Annotated in this window: 17 protein-coding genes; 2 read left to right on the forward strand and 15 right to left on the reverse strand. The window is 73.5% G+C overall.

Annotated features, from left to right (window positions below):
* Positions 1 to 50: 50 nt before the first annotated feature.
* From ACFVGS_RS29830 to ACFVGS_RS29855, 6 genes are all read right to left on the reverse strand, one after another.
* Positions 51 to 905, reverse strand: a complete 855-nt coding sequence (locus tag ACFVGS_RS29830; protein ID WP_385694760.1) for an anchored repeat-type ABC transporter permease subunit — start codon at positions 903 to 905, stop codon at positions 51 to 53.
* The gene (locus ACFVGS_RS29835; RefSeq protein ID WP_385694763.1) at positions 902 to 1,780 is read right to left on the reverse strand and encodes an anchored repeat-type ABC transporter ATP-binding subunit; all 879 of its coding nucleotides are present in this window, start codon (positions 1,778 to 1,780) and stop codon (positions 902 to 904) included. Before ACFVGS_RS29835 ends, ACFVGS_RS29830 begins: the two co-directional genes overlap by 4 nt.
* On the reverse strand, positions 1,777 to 3,444 hold the full coding sequence (locus tag ACFVGS_RS29840; RefSeq protein ID WP_385694765.1) for a choice-of-anchor M domain-containing protein: 1,668 nt from the start codon (positions 3,442 to 3,444) through the stop codon (positions 1,777 to 1,779). The genes ACFVGS_RS29835 and ACFVGS_RS29840 overlap by 4 nt, the downstream gene beginning before the upstream one ends.
* A gap of 5 nt (positions 3,445 to 3,449) precedes the next feature.
* Positions 3,450 to 5,015, reverse strand: coding sequence for an anchored repeat ABC transporter, substrate-binding protein (locus ACFVGS_RS29845; protein ID WP_385694768.1), 1,566 nt, complete (start codon positions 5,013 to 5,015; stop codon positions 3,450 to 3,452).
* Positions 5,012 to 6,187 (reverse strand): choice-of-anchor M domain-containing protein, encoded by a 1,176-nt coding sequence (locus ACFVGS_RS29850; protein ID WP_385694771.1) that lies wholly within the window; start codon positions 6,185 to 6,187, stop codon positions 5,012 to 5,014. Before ACFVGS_RS29850 ends, ACFVGS_RS29845 begins: the two co-directional genes overlap by 4 nt.
* 110 nt (positions 6,188 to 6,297) lie before the next feature.
* A complete protein-coding gene (locus ACFVGS_RS29855) occupies positions 6,298 to 6,948 on the reverse strand; it encodes a choice-of-anchor M domain-containing protein (protein WP_385694774.1) in 651 nt (216 codons plus the stop codon).
* 138 nt (positions 6,949 to 7,086) lie between these two features.
* On the opposite strand from ACFVGS_RS29855, the gene ACFVGS_RS29860 reads away from it, so the two are divergent.
* The gene (locus ACFVGS_RS29860; RefSeq protein WP_385694823.1) at positions 7,087 to 7,275 is read left to right on the forward strand and encodes an arylamine N-acetyltransferase; all 189 of its coding nucleotides are present in this window, start codon (positions 7,087 to 7,089) and stop codon (positions 7,273 to 7,275) included.
* A gap of 102 nt (positions 7,276 to 7,377) precedes the next feature.
* Here ACFVGS_RS29860 and ACFVGS_RS29865 read toward each other — a convergent pair whose 3' ends face one another.
* Positions 7,378 to 7,935, reverse strand: coding sequence for a flavodoxin family protein (locus ACFVGS_RS29865; protein ID WP_384410522.1), 558 nt, complete (start codon positions 7,933 to 7,935; stop codon positions 7,378 to 7,380).
* Between the two features lie 24 nt (positions 7,936 to 7,959).
* Positions 7,960 to 8,811, reverse strand: coding sequence for a class I SAM-dependent methyltransferase (locus ACFVGS_RS29870; protein ID WP_384410519.1), 852 nt, complete (start codon positions 8,809 to 8,811; stop codon positions 7,960 to 7,962).
* 310 nt (positions 8,812 to 9,121) lie between these two features.
* Here ACFVGS_RS29870 and ACFVGS_RS29875 point away from each other — a divergent pair, with 310 nt between their 5' ends.
* Positions 9,122 to 9,946 carry a LuxR C-terminal-related transcriptional regulator gene (locus tag ACFVGS_RS29875; protein ID WP_384410516.1) on the forward strand — a complete coding sequence of 275 codons (825 nt, stop codon included), beginning with the start codon at positions 9,122 to 9,124 and terminating at the stop codon, positions 9,944 to 9,946.
* A gap of 43 nt (positions 9,947 to 9,989) precedes the next feature.
* Here the strand turns inward: ACFVGS_RS29875 and metK are convergent, their stop codons facing one another.
* The 7 genes from metK to ACFVGS_RS29910 form a co-directional block, all read right to left on the reverse strand.
* Positions 9,990 to 11,198 (reverse strand): methionine adenosyltransferase, encoded by a 1,209-nt coding sequence (metK, locus tag ACFVGS_RS29880; RefSeq protein WP_384410513.1) that lies wholly within the window; start codon positions 11,196 to 11,198, stop codon positions 9,990 to 9,992.
* The gene (locus ACFVGS_RS29885; protein WP_384410509.1) at positions 11,195 to 12,025 is read right to left on the reverse strand and encodes a thioesterase II family protein; all 831 of its coding nucleotides are present in this window, start codon (positions 12,023 to 12,025) and stop codon (positions 11,195 to 11,197) included. The genes metK and ACFVGS_RS29885 overlap by 4 nt, the downstream gene beginning before the upstream one ends.
* Positions 12,022 to 12,984, reverse strand: coding sequence for a 3-oxoacyl-ACP synthase III family protein (locus ACFVGS_RS29890; RefSeq protein ID WP_385694780.1), 963 nt, complete (start codon positions 12,982 to 12,984; stop codon positions 12,022 to 12,024). Before ACFVGS_RS29890 ends, ACFVGS_RS29885 begins: the two co-directional genes overlap by 4 nt.
* Positions 12,985 to 13,046: 62 nt before the next feature.
* Complete coding sequence (locus tag ACFVGS_RS29895; protein ID WP_384410502.1) at positions 13,047 to 14,114, reverse strand: MupA/Atu3671 family FMN-dependent luciferase-like monooxygenase; 1,068 nt, start codon at positions 14,112 to 14,114, stop codon at positions 13,047 to 13,049.
* Positions 14,115 to 14,142: 28 nt separating this feature from the next.
* Positions 14,143 to 15,387, reverse strand: a complete 1,245-nt coding sequence (locus ACFVGS_RS29900; RefSeq protein WP_385694783.1) for an MFS transporter — start codon at positions 15,385 to 15,387, stop codon at positions 14,143 to 14,145.
* Positions 15,371 to 16,999: an amino acid adenylation domain-containing protein gene (locus tag ACFVGS_RS29905; RefSeq protein WP_384410494.1), complete on the reverse strand. Its 1,629-nt coding sequence runs from the start codon at positions 16,997 to 16,999 to the stop codon at positions 15,371 to 15,373. The genes ACFVGS_RS29900 and ACFVGS_RS29905 overlap by 17 nt, the downstream gene beginning before the upstream one ends.
* Complete coding sequence (locus ACFVGS_RS29910) at positions 16,992 to 18,095, reverse strand: HAD-IIIC family phosphatase (protein WP_384410491.1); 1,104 nt, start codon at positions 18,093 to 18,095, stop codon at positions 16,992 to 16,994. Before ACFVGS_RS29910 ends, ACFVGS_RS29905 begins: the two co-directional genes overlap by 8 nt.
* Positions 18,096 to 18,097 lie beyond the last annotated feature (2 nt).

The raw sequence follows: 18,097 nt of genomic DNA on the forward strand, positions 1-18,097 counted from the left end.
GTGTGGTGCCGTGAACTCGACACCACCCCCGCCCGGCCGTCCGCCTCTCCTCACGCCGTACGGGTACGGAGCCTCGCCGCGAGGCCGTGCCGGGGAGCGAGCAGCCACGCGACGGCGAACAGCGCGGTCAGGACCACGACGACCGAGCCGCCCGCGGCCAGGTCGTACGCGTAGCTCACGTACAGACCGGCCAGGCTTCCCGCGCAGCCGAAGACGGAGGCCAGCAGGGTCATCGTCCACAGCCGCTCGGTGAGGAGCCGGGCGGTGGCGGCCGGGGTGATGAGGAGGGCGAGCACGAGGATGTTGCCGACGGCCTCCAGGGACATGACGATGGTGGCCGTCACGACCACGTACAGGGTCAGGTCGAGCCGCAGAACGGGCAGGCCGGCCGCACGCGCCGTCTCGCGGTCGAGGCTGACCGCCACCAGCTCCTTCCGCAGCGCGAGCACCACCGCGACGAGGACGGCGCCGAGCACCGCGACGCGCCGGATGTCCGCGTCGTCGACGGCGAGGACCTGGCCGAAGAGGAAGGACGACAGGTCCGTCGTCCAGGAGTCGCGGGTCGAGACGAGCACGATGCCGAGCCCGAACGCGAACGCGAAGAACACGCCGATGACCGTGTCCTCCTTCAGCCTCCGGTTCTGCGACACGAACGCGATCAAGACCGCCGTCGTCGCTCCGGCCGCCGCGCCGCCCAGCAGAAGGTTGCCCTCGAAGGCGTAGGCGAGGGCGACGCCGGGGAAGGCGGAGTGGGCGACCGCGTCGCCGATGAAGGCCATGCCGCGCAGCACCACGTACACGCCGATCACACCGCACACCGGTCCGACGATCGCGGCGACGGTGAAGGCCCGGCGCATGAACGGCAGTTGCCAGGGCTCGGCGAGGAAGGCGAGCAGGTCGGTCATGCCGTCGCCCCCGTGCTCGACGCGTCTGTGGTCGACGCCCTGCTAGGCGGCGCGCCTGTGGTCGACGCCCCCGCGGTCGGTGCGCCCGTGGCCGACCCGCCCGTGCTCGGCGCGCCCGTGGCCGCCCCGCCCGCGGCCGGCCCGCCCGTGGTCGATCGTGCGCGGTCGAGGCCGAAGGCGCGGAGCATCTGTTCGGCGTCCGCGAGCAGTTCGGGCCCGCCCTCGGCGACGACCGTGCGGTTGAGGAGCAGCACCCGGGTGCAGGTGCGGGCCGCGGCGGCCAGGTCGTGAGTGGTCATGAGCAGTCCTCTGCCCTCGGCCGCCAGCCGGCCGAAGAGCTCGTTGAGCAGGTCCTGGGTGGGTACGTCGACCCCGGTGAACGGCTCGTCCAGGAGCAGCAGCCGCGGCTCGGCCGCGAGCGCGCGGGCGACCAGGACGCGCTGACGCTGGCCGCCGGACAGCTCTCCGATCGGGCGGCGGCGCAGTCCGGTCAGGCCCGTGAGTTCGAGCGCGGCGTCGGCGGCGGCCCGGTCGTGGGCGCGGGGCCCGCGCAGCCGGCCGACGGAACGGGTACGGCCGCTGAGCACCGCCCCGGCCACGTCGATGGGGAAGTCCCAGGCGAACTCGTGCCGTTGGGGGACGTAGCCGACCGGTCCGGTCGCCTCGACCGCGCCGGATCCCGCCTGGGTCGGCACGAGCCCGAGGACGGCGCGCAGCAGGGTCGTCTTGCCCGCGCCGTTCGGGCCGAGCAGCCCGACGAGCTCGCCGCCGGACACGGAGAGGGACGCGCCGTCGACCGCCGTTCGGCCGCCGAGCGCGACCGAGACGGAGCGGACGCTCAGCAGGGTGGGGCTCGGATGCGTGCCGGTGGTCATGCCCTGCGCCTCCTGGCCAGCGCCACGGCGCCCGCGCCGACGGCGGCCAGCGCGGCGGCGGTTCCGGTGAGGAGTGCCGTGGAGCCCGCTCCGGTCGAGGCCATGGAGCCGCCGGTGCCGCCGGAGCCGCCGCTGCCGCCGGAACCGGAACCGGCGTCGGAGCCGGAACCGGTGGTGTCCGGGCCCTTGCCGCCGGATCCGCCGGTGGCGCCGTCGCCGGCCGGTCCGCCGGTGGCGCCGCCCGTGCCGCCTCCGCCCGTTCCGCCGCCGCTGCCGCCCGTCGGCACGGTCGCCGGGTCGACCGCGCCGACGGCGAACGCGAGCGTCTCCGTGTCGCTGGTCCGCGTGCCGTCGGCGAGGGTCGCGGACATGGTGAGGGTGAGCCGGTAGACACCCTCCTTGCCGAAGGCCCAGCCGCCGTGCGCGTGGGTGTTCTGCGGGATGCCGAAGGTGTCGGGCACTCCGTCGGCGCTGTTGAAGCGGACGGTGGCACCGGACAGACCGTCGTAGTTGTACAGCGCGAAAGCGCCCGGTCCTTCGGCCTTGGCCAGCGTGAACGCGACCTCGCCCCTGGTCGCCCCGGCGGGCAGGTTGTCGGTGGACCACCCGGGCCAGAGGAGCCCGGGCTGCTGCACCTGGTCGAGCAGCCAGACGGGGTCGCCCGCCCTGCCGAGGAAGGCGAAGTCCTCGGCGGCCGGGATCGTCCTGCGGGCCTGCGGCTTGACGTGCAGCACCAGGGAGGAGGGCTCGCGCCACACCGTGCGGCCGGGGACGGTGCCGTCCTTCACCTGGACCTGGAGCCGTCCGTCGACGACGCGTGCGGCGATGTCGACGTGCCCCTCGTCGAGCACCTTCCGTCCGGTCTCGGCGCGTTCGGCGGGCGCCGCCGCCACGGCGGCCCGGGGTGCGGGCCGCACCTGCGCGGTCACCGGAGCAGCGACCGGCCCGGCGGCGGGCGCTGCCGCAGCCGGGCCCTCGTCCGAGGCGGGGGCGGGCGGAGGAAGGGGCGTCGCGGTACCGGCGGGGCCGCCGACCCGTACCGTGTAGCGCGCCTCGGTGCGGCGCGGAGGCGTGCCCTGCGCGCCGTCCGTACCGCCGTCCGTACCGCCGTCCGTCCCGGCGACCGTCTCGGCCGTGAGGACCACGGCGTACGTGCCCGGAGCATCGAACTCCCAGTGCGTACGGCCCTGTTCGCCGCCGTGCAGCTCGTACGCGTCGGGCAGACCGTCGGCGCTGTCGAACCGTACGGCGGGCGGGGCCGCCGAAGTGGGCGGGGCCGTGCCGGTCGCGTCGGCGACGCCGGCATCGGTGGCGTCGGTGACCCGCAGCCTTCCCGGACCGGTGAGCTCGGTCAGCGACCAGCGGACGGCGGTGCCGTCCTCCGTGCCGGTGGTCTCCCAGGAGGGCTCGAAGCGCCACAGGGGTGCGCCGTCGGGCCCGGTGGTCCGATGGGTGTCGTCGACGTCGATCACGCCGTCCGTGCCGAGGGCGCGCCGGTCGGCGCCGAGCAGGGCGACGAGCGGCTCGCCCTCGGCGCGTGGCGCGGCGGGGACCTCGGCCGACGGTGCGGCGGGTGCGGGCGGCGGGGCCGTGGCGGCCGTTCCGGCGAGCGTGAGCGCGCCCGCCGCGGCGAGGGCGACCCTGGTGTTCCGTGCGAGCCTCATCGGGCTCAACTCCCCTCCCGGCCCAGGCAGCGGGCCAGTTCGTTCGCGTTGTGGCGCATCATCGCGACGTAGTCGTGGACCTCGTCGTCGAAGGAGTCGCCGTAGATCGTGCAGATGCCGACGCCCTCGTCCTCGGCTACCCGCCGCAGGACGTCGGCGCGCGCGGCGAGGTTCGGTTCCAGGAAGACCGCCGGGACGCGCTTCTCGCGGATGGTGGCGCGGAGCCGGCCGACCTCGGCGGCGCTGGGCTCGCGGTTCGGCACGGGCACGACGAACCCGGCGACCTCCATGCCGTAGGCGTGGGCGAGGTAGCCGAAGGCGTCGTGCGTGGTGACGAGTTCGCGGCGGTCGCGCGGGATGCGGGCGAGGGTGCCCGCCACCTCGTCGTCGAGGGCGGCGAGTCGCTTCAGATAGCGGGCGGCGTTGCGCTCGTACCCGGCCTCGCCCGCCGGGTCGGCCTTGCTCAGTTCGGCCTGGATCCGGCGGACGTAGGCCTCGGCGTTGGCGACGTCCTCCCAGGTGTGGGGGTCCGTCTCGCCGTGGACGTGCTTGCCGACGACGGCCTGCGGCAGCACCCACACGTCGGCGCCGGGCGTGCCGAGGAAGCGGTACGCGCCCTCCGCGGGAACGGTCTCCTTCGCCCGGTCCGGCACGGACAGGACGACGGAGCCGGCCGGGTGGCGGGTGCGTTTCCCGGTCGCGGGATCGTCGGCGCGGACGAGCACGCTCCCGGCGGCCGCGTCGACGGCGACGTCGGCGTGGCCGCCGTCGAGAACGGTCCGGCCGGGCGGGGCGGGCGCGCCGCCGACGGCGAAGGTGACGGTCCCGCTGCCGATCGGCGCGCGCTTCCCGTCCAGGGTCTCGGTCTCCCCCCGTACGGTCAGCCGGTAGGAACCGGGCTTGGTGAAGGCCCAGTTGACGTGGGTGTGGGCCTCCGGCGGCAGGGTGAACGAGTCCTTCGCGTCGAGGCCGTCGGTGGAGTCGACGTAGGAGCGCGGGGTGCCGAGGGTGTCCGTGAGGTAGACGTGCAGGTCGCCCGGCCCTTCCAGGGCGACGGCGGTGGTGCGGACCTGGGAGCCCTCGCCGGCGACCTCGCCCTCGACCGCCCAGCCGAGCCAGAGGACGTCGAGGCCCAGGTCCTCCTCGAGCTCGATGACGGAACCGCCGTACTGCTCGAGGTCCTCGCCGAGCGGCACCTTCGGCGTGCCCTTCGGGGCGTTCGTGTGGATCATCTTCATGATCCCGGGCTCTTCGAGCAGCAGCCCGTTGCTGAAGACGAGGTCGGACCGGGCGACCCTGGCGGCGTCGCCGGGGCTCGGCTCGTACGAGTGGGGGTCGCCGTGGTGGGGGACGACGGAGCGGACGTCGACCCGGTCGCCGCCGACGTTGCGCACCAGGTCCGCGATGATCGCGGTGGTCGTGGAGACCGTGAGCGCGGCGTCCCCGGACCGGCCGTCCTGCCGGTCCCCGGCTCCGGCGGCGCAGCCGGCGACGAGAAGCATCGCGAGCGCTCCCGCGGCCGCCGTCGCCCGCAGCCGCCCGTTCCTCGTACGGGTTGTCTTCGGGCTCATCGGGCCGTCTCCTTCCGGCGGTGCCGGCGCACGAGCACGAGGGCCGCGGCGCCTGCCGAGGTCACCGCCGCGGCGATGCCGGCGGGCAGGGCGGTGCCCGCGCCGGTCGAGGCGAGCCGGCCGCCGCCTTGCGCACCGGTGCCGGCGGCGGAGGACGCGTCCGCCGGGACGGAGGCGGGCGGCGGTGCCGTGACGGGGTCGGTGGGGGCGGGGGCCGTCGTCCCGCCGGTGCCCGTCGCCGTCGGCGTCGGCGTGGGCGCGGCGCTCGTGGGGGCCGGGGTGCCGGTGGGGGTCGACGTGGGTGCCGGTGCGGGACCGGGTGTGCCGGTCGCAGTGAGCGTGGGTCCGGGTGCGGGCGTCGTCGTGGGTGACGGGGTCGTGGGTGGCGGGGTCGTCGTGGGCGGCGGGTCGGGGATGCCGTCGCCCGGTTCGACGGTGCGCGGGTCGACGTTTCCGACCGCCACGGCGAGGGTCTCGCGGTCGGAGACCCGCTGCCCGGACGGCAGTGTGGCGGTCAGCTCCATGGTGATGCGGTAGACGCCCTGGGTGTCGAGGATCCAGAGCGGGTGGGAGTGGGTGAAGGCGGGCAGCCGGACGCCGCCCGGGTCGGACCTGGCGCTGTCGACGGTGACGCCGATGCGGACGCCGAGGTCGGGGTCGTCCTCCCACCGGCCGAGCACGAACCGTCCGGGTCCCTGGATCCTGGGGAAGGAGACGCTCACCCCGTCGCGCACGTCGGCGGGCAGGATCTCCGTGGTGTTCCAGCCGGGCCAGAGCAGCCCTTCCTCGGACTCGAAGTCCTTGTCCACCCACAGGCTCCGGCCGGGTTCGCCGAAGCCCTCGAACTGCGGGACCTCCTCGCGCGGCGGGATGACGATCTCGTGGCGCGGGTCGAAGTGGAGCAGGACGTCCTCGGGTTCGCGCCAGACGGGCGCGCCGGCGACCGTCCCGTCCTTGATGCGGAACTCCAGTCGCCCGTCCCGGAGGCGGGCGGCCAGGTCGAGATGGCCGGCGTTCAGGATCACCCGCTCTCCCGCGGGTGCCTCGCGCGGCGGCGGGTCGGCCGCCCGGGCGGGCGGGGCCGCGGCGAGCAGGAGCGGCGGGGACGACAGGGCGAGTGCGGCCGCGAGGGCGGCGGCAGGCAGGGCACGGGGTGCGCGGGCGGCCCGCATGACGGGGCGTCTCCTTGGGGAGGGTCGGCGGTGAGGGCGACGGGCCGCGCCGGGGGCGGCTCGAACGGCGGGCCGAGGCCCGCCCCCGGCGCGGTGACGGGGGGTCGGGATCAGCCGACCTGGAAGGTGTACGTCGCCGAGGCGGGGCCGACCTTGGTGCCGTTGACGAGGGTGCCGCTCACCTCGAAGGTGGCGGTGTAGCTGCCGGCCTTGGTGAAGACCCAGTTGGCGTGGTCGTGTTCGCCGGCCGCGACGGCCTTCGTGTTGGCGAGGGCGGCGTCACCGCTGTCGAAGGAGCGGGTGTCCTTGGGGCACAGGCCGTTCTTGTAGACGGTGAGCTTGCCGGGGCCGCTCACGGAGGCGAGCCTGACCTGCACCTTGTCGCCCTGGAAGGTGCCGGCGGTCAGGTGCTCGCCGGAGATGCCGGGCCAGAGCAGGTTGCTGTTCTCGACCTGCGGCAGCCGGTAGACGGTGCTGCCCGCCGCGCCGAGGTGGCTGTAGCAGGTGCCGCTGGGCACGGTGTACGCGGCGGCGGGCAGCGCCTGGAGGACGACGTCGGCGGGGTCGTACTCGACGCCCGGGACCACCGACTCGTCGTGGACGTGGAGTTCGAGCGCGCCTGCGGCGTACTCGACGTCGAGGACGTCGACGTGTCCCTTGGACAGGGTGGTCCCGGCGGCGTGGGCGGCGGTGAGGCCGCCGACGGCGAGGGCCGCCGCGACGGATCCGGCGACGGTGAGAGAGCGCGTGAAGGTACGCAAAAGAAGGCCCCCCTTGGGCGTGGTTGAGTGCTCACGAACAAGCGAGACGATAATCGTTTTCATTAAGCCGGTGCAAGCGACTCCGGAACACCGTCGCGGCGGCCGACCGGCATCGACGCCACGGAGTCGGTCGCCCGCATCACGCGCGGACGCGGCGGCTACCGCTTCCACCTCGACGGGGCCTTCGCCGCACTGCTCACGGCCCTCGGGTACGAGGTCACCCTGAACCGGGCCGGGGTGCAGGACGAGGTCGAGGACCCGGCGGGCCGGTTGTGGGACCGCGTCCGCGCCGCGCACGAGGAATGGGAGGCCGCGGGGCGGCAGTGAGGACGCCCCTCCCCCGGTGCCGCACCCGCGCGGAAAGCCGCAACGGCGGGCGCGCCGCCCGGAGCTGTCCGGGTGGCGCGCCCGCCGGGCGGCGCGGGTACGTCAGCGCGTGCCGTCGAAGAAGGCGGCGGCCCGCGCCAGCGCCGCCGGGTCCGCCTCCAGGTCGCCCTCGCGGTGGGCGCGAGCGAGGAGCGCGCCGCGCCACTCCATGCCGAGGTATCCGGCGGTCCGCCGGAGCATGCCCGTGAGCGGTTCGGTGTCGGTGTCGTCGCCGCGGGCGTACGCCGTGACGGCCCACAGGTTCTTGCCCCGCATCCGCTCGCGGAAGCCGAGGTCCGGCAGCCCGGCCCAGCGGGCCCAGTAGTCGAGGTAGAGCTTCGTCGCGGCGGAGACGCTGTACCAGTGGAGCGGCGACGCGACGACGATGTCCGTGCTGTCCAGGGTCGCGTCGAGCAGCACCTTCTCCGCGCCGTCGGGCAGCGGACCGGCCGGACGGGCCGGGAGCGTCAGCTCGCTCAGGCTGAGCCAGCTGCCCGTGGCGTCCGGCGGGAGTCCCTCGGCGGCGTAGCGGGCCAGGGTCTCGGTGTTGCCTCCGCCGCGGGGGCTGCCCAGGATGAAGGCGAAGCTCCGGCTCCGTACCGGTTCGAGCGTGACAGTCACAGCAGTCCTCACAGCTCGTCGTGGTCAGGCGGACCGGTCGGCGGCCCCGCCGCCGGCGACCAGCCGCAGGTGCTCCTCGGCGTCGCGGTGCAGCTGGTCCGAGTAGTCGATGCGGCCGCCGGTCCCGGCGTAACGCAGCTTCCGGGCGCCGGAGGTGCGGCGCAGGATCGTCACGCTGTTCTGCATCAGCTTCTGCGACTCGAGCAGGCTGACGACCTCCAGCTCGCCCGGGTGGCGCTCCTGGAACTTCGCGATGTAGCGGCGGACGGCGTCGCCCTCCGGGTAGGTCATCAGGTAGTGCATGACGACGAGGCCGCCGTCGGGGTTGATCAGCGGCCAGAAGTGGTCGAAGAACCACAGGCACTCCCAGGCGTCGACCCAGGCGAAGTCGATGGGCGTGAACTCCTCGGGCAGCTTGTCGAGGGAGTCCTTGAGGTCGGCGTTGACGACGGTGACCCGGTCGTCGAGGCCGAGTTCGGTGAGGACCTCGCGGACCCGGCCGGCGGAGGACTCGGCGATCGACAGGTTGTCGACGGCGGCGAGGCGCGGGTGGTACGGCTCCAGGTGCAGCGAGGGCGTGACGAGCGGGGGCTCGGCGAGCAGCCAGCCGTCGTCGAGCCGCCGTCCGGCGTCGAGGTGTTCGCGGGTCTTCGCGGCGAGCGCGAGCGACTCGTCGGCGACGGTGCGCTCGGCCTCGGCGAGCGCGGCGGCGAGGAAGGGGGTCGTGTAGCCCATTCCCACTTCCAGTACGCGGCGCGGCCGCAGCAGTTGGACGAGGTTGGCGAGAAGCGGGCCGACGACTTCGGTGCCCATTCCGGGCACGGACAGCCGGGCCACCGCCGAGCGGAACTCTGCGCTGTGAATCGAATGAGGCATTTCCATCCCTTGGTAAATGGGTAAACGGGAAGTGGGGAACCGGCCGGGAGAGGCCCGCTCATCGTTTCCGGCGCACGGTTGCCCTAACAACGCCCTGACCTAACATGTATGCGCAGCGCATGATCACGCAGGGGGGCAAATGTCACAAACAGGGTGTGATAGCACGCCATGTGGACCAGGACTGTGCGAGCCTGGACTACGTCGTTACGAGAGCGCCGTCGCCGCCGGATCGGTCCCGGCCGACCCGCCGGTGCACTGTGCGAGGGAGCTCGGCCTCCTCGAGCCGGTGCCGGGTGAGCCCGGTCTCCTGGTGCCGGTCACTCCGGCGATCGCCGCAGGTCGGACCCTGGCGCCGCTGGAGCACACGCTCGCCGAGGGCCGCCGTCGGCTCGACGCTCTGACCAAGTCGTTCGAGACGGCGGAGGCCGTGTACACCGAGGCCCGGGCCGGCGGCCCGCAGTGCTCGACGGTGCTCCGGGGTGCCGCCGAGATCGCCGAGACGATCGACGTGGCGGTGGGACTCTGCAAGGCGGAGCTGCTGACCGCCCAGCCGGGCGGCCGGCGTCCTCCGGAGATCCTGGAAACGGTGGTGCGGCGCAATCTGGAACTTCTGTCGAGGGGCGTCTCGCAACGCACCCTCTATCAGCATGCGGTGTGGAATCATCCGCCCACCGCCGATTACATCCGGACCGTCGCGGAAGCCGGCGGAAGTATCCGTACCGTTGACGAAATGTTCGACCGGGTCATCATCTGCGACCGCACGGTCGCATTCATTCCGACGCTTTCCGATTCTCCGGACGAGGCGCTGGAGGTGCGGGACCCTCATGTCGTCCGGTACCTGGCCAATGTCTTCGAGTACGCCTGGGCCCGCGGCACCCCGGTGGACCCGGCTGCCGGGAAGCGGCCGGAGATCGTCGTCTCCGAGCTCGAGCAGAGCATCGTGCGCTTCCTGGTCGCCGGTCACACCGAGGAGAAGATCGCCCGCGGTCTGGGCATCAGCCGGCGGACCGTGGCCGAGTACATCAGCCGGATCTCGCGGCGCCTCGGCAGCGTCAGCCGGGCCCAGCTGGGCTATCTGATCGCCACGAAGGGGCTGTTGCCGGAACCCGAGAACGACCGGGCCTGCCCGCCCTGACGGCCGGGCCGCGGCCGGGGCGCCCCGGCCGCGGCAGTCCGGCCTACAGCCCCGCGGCGGTCCTGAGCGCGTCGACGCGGTCGGTGTGCTCCCAGGTGAACTCCGGCAGTTCGCGGCCGAAGTGCCCGTAGGCGGCGGTCCGGGAGTAGATCGGGCGGAGCAGGTCGAGATCGCGGATGATCGCGGCCGGGCGGAGGTCGAAGACCTCCGTCACGGCCTTCTCGATCGTCGCCACGGGCACCTGCTCCGTATCGAAGGTCTCGATGAAGAGGCCCACCGGCTCGGCCTTGCCGATCGCGTACGCGACCTGCACCTCGCAGCGGCGGGCGAGCCCGGCGGCGACGACGTTCTTGGCGACCCAGCGCATCGCGTACGCGGCCGAACGGTCGACCTTCGACGGGTCCTTGCCGGAGAAGGCGCCGCCGCCGTGGCGGGCCATGCCGCCGTACGTGTCGATGATGATCTTGCGTCCGGTGAGGCCGGCGTCGCCCATCGGGCCGCCGATCTCGAAGCGCCCGGTCGGGTTCACCAGGAGCCGGTAGCCCTCGGTGTCGAGCTTGATGCCGTCCTCGTCCAGCCGGGCCAGGACGTGCTCGACGACATGGGTGCGGATGTCGGGCGCGAGCAGTCCGTCCAGGTCGATGTCGGCGGCGTGCTGCGAGGAGACGACCACGGTGTCGAGCCGGACGGCCTTGTCGCCGTCGTACTCGATGGTGACCTGCGTCTTGCCGTCCGGGCGCAGGTACGGGATCGTCCCGTCCTTGCGGACCTCGGTGAGGCGCCGCGCCAGCCGGTGCGCCAGGTGGATCGGCAGCGGCATCAGTTCCGGGGTCTCGTCGCAGGCGTAGCCGAACATCAGGCCCTGGTCGCCGGCGCCCTGCCGGTCCAGGTCGTCCTCGGCGCCCTCCACACGCGCTTCGTGAGCCGTGTCGACGCCCTGCGCGATGTCCGGCGACTGCGCGCCGATCGACACCGACACGCCGCAGGAGGCGCCGTCGAAGCCCTTCCACGAGGAGTCGTAGCCGATCTCCAGGATCCGGTCCCGGACGAGCTGGGCGATCGGTGCGTACGCGGAGGTCGAGACCTCGCCCGCGACGTGCACCTGGCCGGTGGTGATCAGGGTCTCCACGGCGACCCGCGAGGTGGGGTCCTGGGCGAGCAGCGCGTCGAGGATGGTGTCGCTGATCTGGTCGGCGATCTTGTCGGGGTGGCCCTCGGTCACGGACTCCGAGGTGAACAGACGACGTGTCATGTGCGGGGCTCCAGAAGCGGGTTGCGGGCGGCGGTGACGTCTCGGCCGATGCTGTGGCAGACCGCCGCGGCGTGGTCGAACAGGTAGAAGTGGCCTCCGGGCCAGGAGTGCCGGACGGTCTCGGCGGTGGTGCGGCCGGCCCAGGGGGCGGCGAGCCCCGGGTGGGCGACCGGGTCGTCCTCGCCGGTGAACAGGGACAGCGGCACCCGCAGCGGCGGGCCGGGGTGTTCCTCGTACGTGTCGACGACGGCGAGGTCGCCGCGCAGCGCCTCCACCATCGGTCCGACGACGTCGGGGATCGCGAGGACCTCCTCGGGCGTGCCGCCGAGGTCCCGCATGAAGGCGGTCAGCCGCTCCCGCGACCACAGGTGCCGCTGGGCGCGGTCGGGGCGGTGGCCGGGCGCGGGGGCGCCGGACAGGCCGACCCACAGGGGCGCCGGCCCGTCCTTGGAGAGCTCGCGGGCGAGTTCGTACGCGATGAGGGCACCCATGCTGTGGCCGAAGACGCCGTAGGGGCCGTCGAGGACGCGCCGGGTGAGCGGGGCGAGCCATGCCACCGCCTCGGCGGTGGAACGGCAGCCGCCCTCTCCCATGGCCATCAGCCGGCCCGGGAGGTCCACGGCGAGCACCCGCCACTCGGCGGGCAGGTGCCTCAGGAGCGGTGCGAAGGCCGCCGCCGAGCCTCCGGCGTGGTGGACGAGGAGCAGGGTGAAGCCGCCCTCGGTCCCGTCGGCCCCGTTCCCGGGTCCCGGCTCGGGCCCGGTGACGGGGGCGAGGAACCGCCGCAGGTCCTTCCAGCCCGCGAAGGGGCGTACGGGAGCGGTCATCGGCCTCGGTACTCCAGTGCCGTCACGCCCCAGCTGAAGCCCATGCCGCTGGCCGCGACGAGGACGAGGTCCCCGGGCTCGACGCGCTTCTCGTCGATGAGGTCGCCGAGCGCGATGAACGGGTCGGAGCCGCCCATGTGCCCGTACCGGTGGTAGTTGAAGACGCTCTTCTCCGCCGGGATGCCGAGCCTGGCGAGGAGCTTCTCGTGCATGCCCTTGTCGCCCTGGTTGATGAGGAACCAGTCGACGTCCTCGACGCTCCGGCCGAGCGCGGCGAGCACGTCGTCGACGCGGGCGGGGAAGTTCTCCAGGTAGGCGTCGCCGAGTCCCTGCCTGCGGCCGCGGCGGCGCATGAGGACGCGGTCGTCCTCCACGTCGCCGGAGTAGTAGTCCGCCCACGAGGGGTCGGTGCGCACGGCGGAGGCCAGCACGTCGAGGAGGCAGTCCTCGCGGCCGAGGAGGATGGCGGCGGGCGCGTCGCCGAAGTTGAACAGCGCCTTGGACTCGGCGTCCTCGTGGTCGACAAGCCGGCTGAGCCGGTCGCCGACGAGCACGAGGGCGTACCGGGCGGTGCCGACGGCGAGTTCGGCGAGCGCGGTGCGCACGGCCGTCATGCCGCCGTTGCAGAAGTTGGCGACCTCGAAGCAATGGGCGTTGCCGATGCCCAGTTCGTCGGCGACCTTGGCGGCCGGCGACCAGAACGGCAGGTCCCACTCCCCCGACCCGGCGTAGATGACGAGGCCGATGTCGTCCGGGTCGATGCCGTTGCGCTCCAGGACCGTGCGGCCGGCGGTGGCGGCCAGCTCCCAGGCTGCCTCGTCCTCGTCGAGGGCGGGGAAGCTCTCGGTGTGGGTGATGGCCAGGATGTCGGCCACGGGCACGCCCGAGGACTCGTGCAGCTCCCGGACGTCCACCGTCGACGACGGGAACACCACCTCGAAGTCGACGATTCCGCCCATGGTCCTCGGCCCCGCTTCCGGTCGCACTCCCGATCCCGCTTCCGTTCGTTCCGGCTGCCGCGTCATGACGCCGGGCCCTCGCCGTCGAGGGTGGTGCGCTCGCGCAGCCGGTTCAGGTGCTCCAGGCTCGCCAGGACGGCGGGCGTGGGCAGCCCGAAGTCGATCAGGCAGGCGACCTCGTCCACGCCGATGGCGCGGAACCGCTCCACCATCCGCTCGGCCTTGTCGACGGTGCCGAGGAGGCCGCCGTCGTCGAAGTACCGGTCGAAGGACCTGGCCACGATGAAGTCGACGTCCTCCGGCGACAGCCTGGAGGCGTCGATGCGCCGGCCGTCGAGCTGCGAGCCGAGCAGCAGTCCGAGCGAGCTGCGCAGGTAGTCGCCGAGCGGGGCCCGTACGGTCTCGCGCACGGCGTCCTCGTCCTCGCCGAGGAAGGCGTGCACCATGAGGGCGACGTGGCCGGTCCAGCCGTCGGGGCGGCCGAGTTCGGCGACGGCCTTGCGGTACTCGGCGATCTTGTGCGCGAGGTCGTCGAGGTCCTGCCCGAGCAGGTGGGTGAGCAGTCCGGAGCCGGACCGGCCGGCGTTGCGGAAGGTCTCGACGCCGCCGGCGCTGGTCACCCAGACCGGGAGCTCGGGCTGGACCGGCGGCGGGTAGATGCCGAGCCGCTGCTCGGTGCCGACGCCGTCGGTGACGGCGATCTTCTCGCCGCGCCACAGCGCGCGGACCTGCTCCACCTGGTCGAGCAGGATCTGGCGGCGGTTCTCGTAGTTCTCCGGGCGCAGCGCGAAGTCGGTGGCGTGCCAGCCGGAGGCGAAGGACAGGCCCACGCGGCCGTTCGACAGGTTGTCGACGACCGACCACTCCTCCGCGATCCGCAGCGGGTGGTGGAGCGGGGCGACGACGCTGCCCGCCCGGATGCCGATGCGCTCGGTCACGGCGGCGACGGCGGCGCCGGTCACCGACGGGTTGGGGTAGAGGCCGCCGAAGGGGTGGAAGTGGCGCTCGGGCGTCCACACCGCGCTGAAACCGTTGCGGTCGGCGAACTTCGCTCCCTCCAGGAGGAGTTCGTAGCGGTTGTCGGCCGAGCCCGTGCTGTCGTTGGCGAAGTAGAAGAGGCTGAAGTCCATGGCGTGGGGTTCTCCGATCGGGCGGCGGTCAGGCGGTGACGGCCGCTTCGGCGCCCGTCTCGGGGGCCGGCTTGCGGGTGCGTTCGGCCCAGGACGCCACCGCGGGAGCGGCGAGGCCGGCGGCGAGCAGGAGGGCGGCGAAGACCACCCAGGCCGGCCAGCCGAGCCTGACGATGAGCAGCGTGGCGAGGGCCGGGGTGACCATCGAGCCGAGCTGGGTCGACATGCCGAACATGCCCTGGTACTGCCCCTGGGCGTGGTCGGGGGCGAGGCCGAAGGCCAGGGACCAGGAGCCGGCGCTGTAGAGCATCTCGCCGATGACGTGCACGACGGCTCCGGCGAGCAGGGCGGCGACGGCGACCCAGACGGGGCGGTCGGCGGCGAGCGCGAAGAGCCCGCAGCACAGTGCGAGGAACACGCCGCAGCGGCGCAGGGTGCGGGCCCCGCCGCGGACGTCCTCGCTGCCCTTGCCGGCCCGGACCTGGAAGAGCACGACCATGATCGTGTTCAGGATGAGGATCACGGAGTAGAGCCACTTCGGGGCGTCGGTGTGACCCGTGATCCAGATGGGCAGCGCCACGGTCAGGATGGCGACGTTCATCACCAGGACGGAGTTGAGCAGGGCGACGGCGGCGTACGGGAGGTCGCGCAGGACCACCCACTTGGGGCCGCTGCTCTCCTTGGGCGCGGGTTGGACCGACGGGACCGTCAGGTAGGCGGCGCCGGCGATCAGGAACATCGCGCCGCCCGCGATGAGCAGTCCGACATACGCGGGCCGGCTGTCGAACCAGAGGGCGACGGCACCGGCGGCGGCGCCGAGGGTCACGCCGAGGTTGCTGACCGCCCGCATGTAGGACCAGGCGCGGACCCGGTCCTCCTGCGGGATGAGTCCGGCGATCAGGGCGCCGCGCGCGGCGTCGGTGGAGGACTCGGCCATCAGGGCGAGGCTGGTGACCACGACGAGGGCGGCGAAGCTCTCGACGAAGGCGTAGGCGCCGACGAACACGCCGAGCAGCAGCAGGAACCCGACGGTGGTGTTGCGGGGGCCCACGACGTCGGCGAGCCGGCCGGCCGGGATGCTGGCGGCCATGGCCATGGCCGCGCCGATGCTCAGGGCGAGGCCGACCTGTTCGGCGGGGATGCCGACGGTGCGGGTGAAGAACAGCACGCTGACGGCCATGAGGACGCCGTGCCCCGCGGTCTTGGCGAAGTTGCTCAGGCACAGCGTCCGGACGATGCCGGGCGGCGGGATGATGTCATCGAGGATCGCCATGGTGGCCTCCGTGGCCGCCGGCCGGTCCGGCCGCGGCGAGGTCGTGGGACTGGAGCTCGCTGGTGATGCGCGGCCGGTCGATCTTGCCGTTGGGGTTGAGCGGCAGGGTGTCCAGGTGCCGGAATCGCCGGGGCACCATGTGGACCGGGACGCGCTTGCGCAGCCAGCGGCCGAGGGGCTGTGGCTCGACGGCGGTGCCGGTGTGGCAGCCGACGAGTTCGATGTCGTCGCCGTTCCTGAGGGCGATGACGACGGCCTGGTCGATGTCCGGGTGGCGGCGCATGGCGGCCTCGATCTCGCCGAGTTCGATGCGGTAGCCGCGGACCTTCACCTGGTTGTCGAGCCGGCCGAGGTGCACGAGCCGGCCGTCCTCCCAGCGCACCCGGTCGCCGGTCCGGTAGTAGTGCTCCGGAGTGAGCGGGCCCTCCCCGTCGTACGGGACGACGCCGCCGTCGTAGGAGAGGAAGCGGCCGCGGTTGTCGGCGGGGTCGAGGTAGCCGTCGAAGCGCTGGGAGCCGCGGACGACCAGCTCGCCCTCCTGGGCGGGCCTGCCGTCCTCGTCGAGCACCAGGTGGTCGAGGAAGTCGTACACGGGCCCGATCGGGACGGTGTCGTTGGAGGTGGCGGGCCAGTCGGCCGGGTCCGCCGGGAGGGCGAACTCGGTGCAGGCGACCGTGAGTTCGGTGGGGCCGTAGACGTTCTCGATGGCGGCCTGCGGGGCGACGGCGTGCCAGGCGCGGGCCTGGTCGTAGGACAGCTGCTCGCCGATGAACACGCTCATGCGCAGGCCGGTGGCCAGGCCGGCGGGCAGGTTGCCGAGCTGGGCGCTGACGGACACCACGGACGGCACCGAGAACCAGTGGGTGATGCCGTTGTCGACGAGGTAGTCGACGGGCGACAGGAGTTCGGCCCGGCCGGGCACCACGAGGGTGGCGCCGCCGCCCCAGGTGACGAAGAGGTCGAAGACCGACGGGTCGAAGGTCAGGTCGAAGGTGTGCGAGGTGCGGCAGCCGGGGCCGATGCCGTAGCGCGCGATGTTGTGCGCCAGGTACGGGCCGAGGTTGCGGTGCCGGATCGGGACGCCCTTGGGGCGGCCGGTCGAGCCCGAGGTGAACAGGACGTACGCCACGTCGTCCGGGCTCGTGGTGTACGGCGGGAGTTCCGCCGCCGGGGCGGTCGCCGCGCGTCCGGCGGCGGCGACCTCCTCGGTGTCCAGACGCAGTTCGGTGGGCACGCATCCGGCGAGCTCGCCGTCGAGCTGGCCGGCGTCGGCGGCGTCGACGACCAGCACCTCGGCGCCCGCGAGCTCGACGATCATCCGGTTGCGCTGCACGGGGAAGGCCGGGTTGACCGGGGTGACGGTCGCGCCGAGCCGCTGGCCCGCCAGGTAGGCGGCGAGGACCGCGACGGAGCGGGTCGCCATGACGGAGATCCGGCGGGGCGCGGAGCCGTGCGCCGCCAGGATGCGGGCGGCGACGTGCTCGGCGGCGCGGCGCAGCTCGCGGTAGCTCAGGACGGCGCCGCCGGCCGCGAGGGCGGGCTCGTCCGGGTGCCGTTCGGCGGTCCGGTCGAACCACTCGTACAGGGTGCCGGGGACCTGCGGGTCAGCCATGCGACACCTCGCCGGCGGGCACGGTCAGGTCGGGCGCGTCGAGCCGCATCGTGGTCGGCGGCTCCTGCCGTACGGGCTCGATGTGGAGCAGCTCGATGCCGTCCCGGTCCGGGCCGGTGACCGCCGCGGCGCAGGGGCAGGCGTCGCCGGTGAAGCCGGCGAAGCGGTAGGCGACCTCCATCATCCGGTTGCGCTCGGTGCGCCGGAAGTCGGCAGCGAGGTGGACGCCCGCGGCGGCGGCCCGGTCGGTCAGCCAGCGCAGGATGACGGCGCCGGCGCCGAAGGACACGACCCGGCAGGAGGTGGCGAGCAGCTTCAGGTGCCAGACACCGGGGAGGCGTTCGAGGAGCACGATGCCGACGGCGCCGTGGTCGCCGAAGCGGTCGCGCAGCGCGATGACCAGGACCTCGTGGGCCGGGTCGGCGAGCAGGGCGCGCAGCTCGGCGTCGCCGTAGTGGACGCCGGTGGCGTTCATCTGGCTGGTGCGGAGGGTGAGTTCCTCGACCCGGGCCAGGTCCTCGTCGGCGGCCCGCCGGATGGTCATGACGAGGTCCAGGGTGCGCAGGAACTCCTCGTCGGCGCCGGGGAACTCCTGGCGGGCCGCCTCGCGGCGGAAGCCCGCCTGGTACATCTCGCGGCGGCGGCGCGAGTCGGCGGTGGTGACGGGGCTGAACTCGGGGCGCCCGGTGAGCTCCAGGACCTCCTCGGCGCGGTAGCAGCGCACCTCGGGGAGGTGGTGGGCGACCTCGGCGCGCTCGGCGGGCTGGTCGTCGACGAAGGCGATCGTCTTGAGCGCGAAGTTCAGCTGCTCGGCGATGTTCCGCACGGAGGCGGACTTGGCGCCCCAGCCGATGTGCGGGTGCACGAAGTACTCGGCGACGCCCAGCCGCTCCAGGCGCTCCCAGGCGTGGTCGTGGTCGTTCTTGCTGGCCACGGCCTGGAGGATGCCGCGCTCGTCGAGGGTGCGGATCACCTCGCGCACCTCGTCGGAGAGCACGACCTCGCCGTCCTCCAGCAGGGTGCCCTGCCACAGGGTGTTGTCGAGGTCCCACACCAGGCACTTGACGGTCGTGACGTCCTGCACGGTCTCCGTCATGA

The organism is Streptomyces sp. NPDC127114 (genome assembly GCF_042677525.1).
In the GTDB taxonomy this organism is placed as follows: domain Bacteria; phylum Actinomycetota; class Actinomycetes; order Streptomycetales; family Streptomycetaceae; genus Streptomyces.

Excerpts from the sequence above, each read along its gene's own strand:
- ACFVGS_RS29830 (WP_385694760.1), bottom strand. The coding sequence starts at position 905 with ATGACCGACCTGCTCGCCTTCCTCGCCGAGCCCTGGCAACTGCCGTTC.
- ACFVGS_RS29835 (WP_385694763.1), bottom strand. The coding sequence starts at position 1,780 with ATGACCACCGGCACGCATCCGAGCCCCACCCTGCTGAGCGTCCGCTCC.
- ACFVGS_RS29840 (WP_385694765.1), bottom strand. The coding sequence starts at position 3,444 with ATGAGGCTCGCACGGAACACCAGGGTCGCCCTCGCCGCGGCGGGCGCG.
- ACFVGS_RS29845 (WP_385694768.1), bottom strand. The coding sequence starts at position 5,015 with ATGAGCCCGAAGACAACCCGTACGAGGAACGGGCGGCTGCGGGCGACG.
- ACFVGS_RS29850 (WP_385694771.1), bottom strand. The coding sequence starts at position 6,187 with ATGCGGGCCGCCCGCGCACCCCGTGCCCTGCCTGCCGCCGCCCTCGCG.
- ACFVGS_RS29870 (WP_384410519.1), bottom strand. The coding sequence starts at position 8,811 with ATGCCTCATTCGATTCACAGCGCAGAGTTCCGCTCGGCGGTGGCCCGG.
- metK (WP_384410513.1), bottom strand. The coding sequence starts at position 11,198 with ATGACACGTCGTCTGTTCACCTCGGAGTCCGTGACCGAGGGCCACCCC.
- ACFVGS_RS29885 (WP_384410509.1), bottom strand. The coding sequence starts at position 12,025 with ATGACCGCTCCCGTACGCCCCTTCGCGGGCTGGAAGGACCTGCGGCGG.
- ACFVGS_RS29890 (WP_385694780.1), bottom strand. The coding sequence starts at position 12,984 with ATGGGCGGAATCGTCGACTTCGAGGTGGTGTTCCCGTCGTCGACGGTG.
- ACFVGS_RS29895 (WP_384410502.1), bottom strand. The coding sequence starts at position 14,114 with ATGGACTTCAGCCTCTTCTACTTCGCCAACGACAGCACGGGCTCGGCC.
- ACFVGS_RS29900 (WP_385694783.1), bottom strand. The coding sequence starts at position 15,387 with ATGGCGATCCTCGATGACATCATCCCGCCGCCCGGCATCGTCCGGACG.
- ACFVGS_RS29905 (WP_384410494.1), bottom strand. The coding sequence starts at position 16,999 with ATGGCTGACCCGCAGGTCCCCGGCACCCTGTACGAGTGGTTCGACCGG.
- ACFVGS_RS29910 (WP_384410491.1), bottom strand. The coding sequence starts at position 18,095 with ATGACGGAGACCGTGCAGGACGTCACGACCGTCAAGTGCCTGGTGTGG.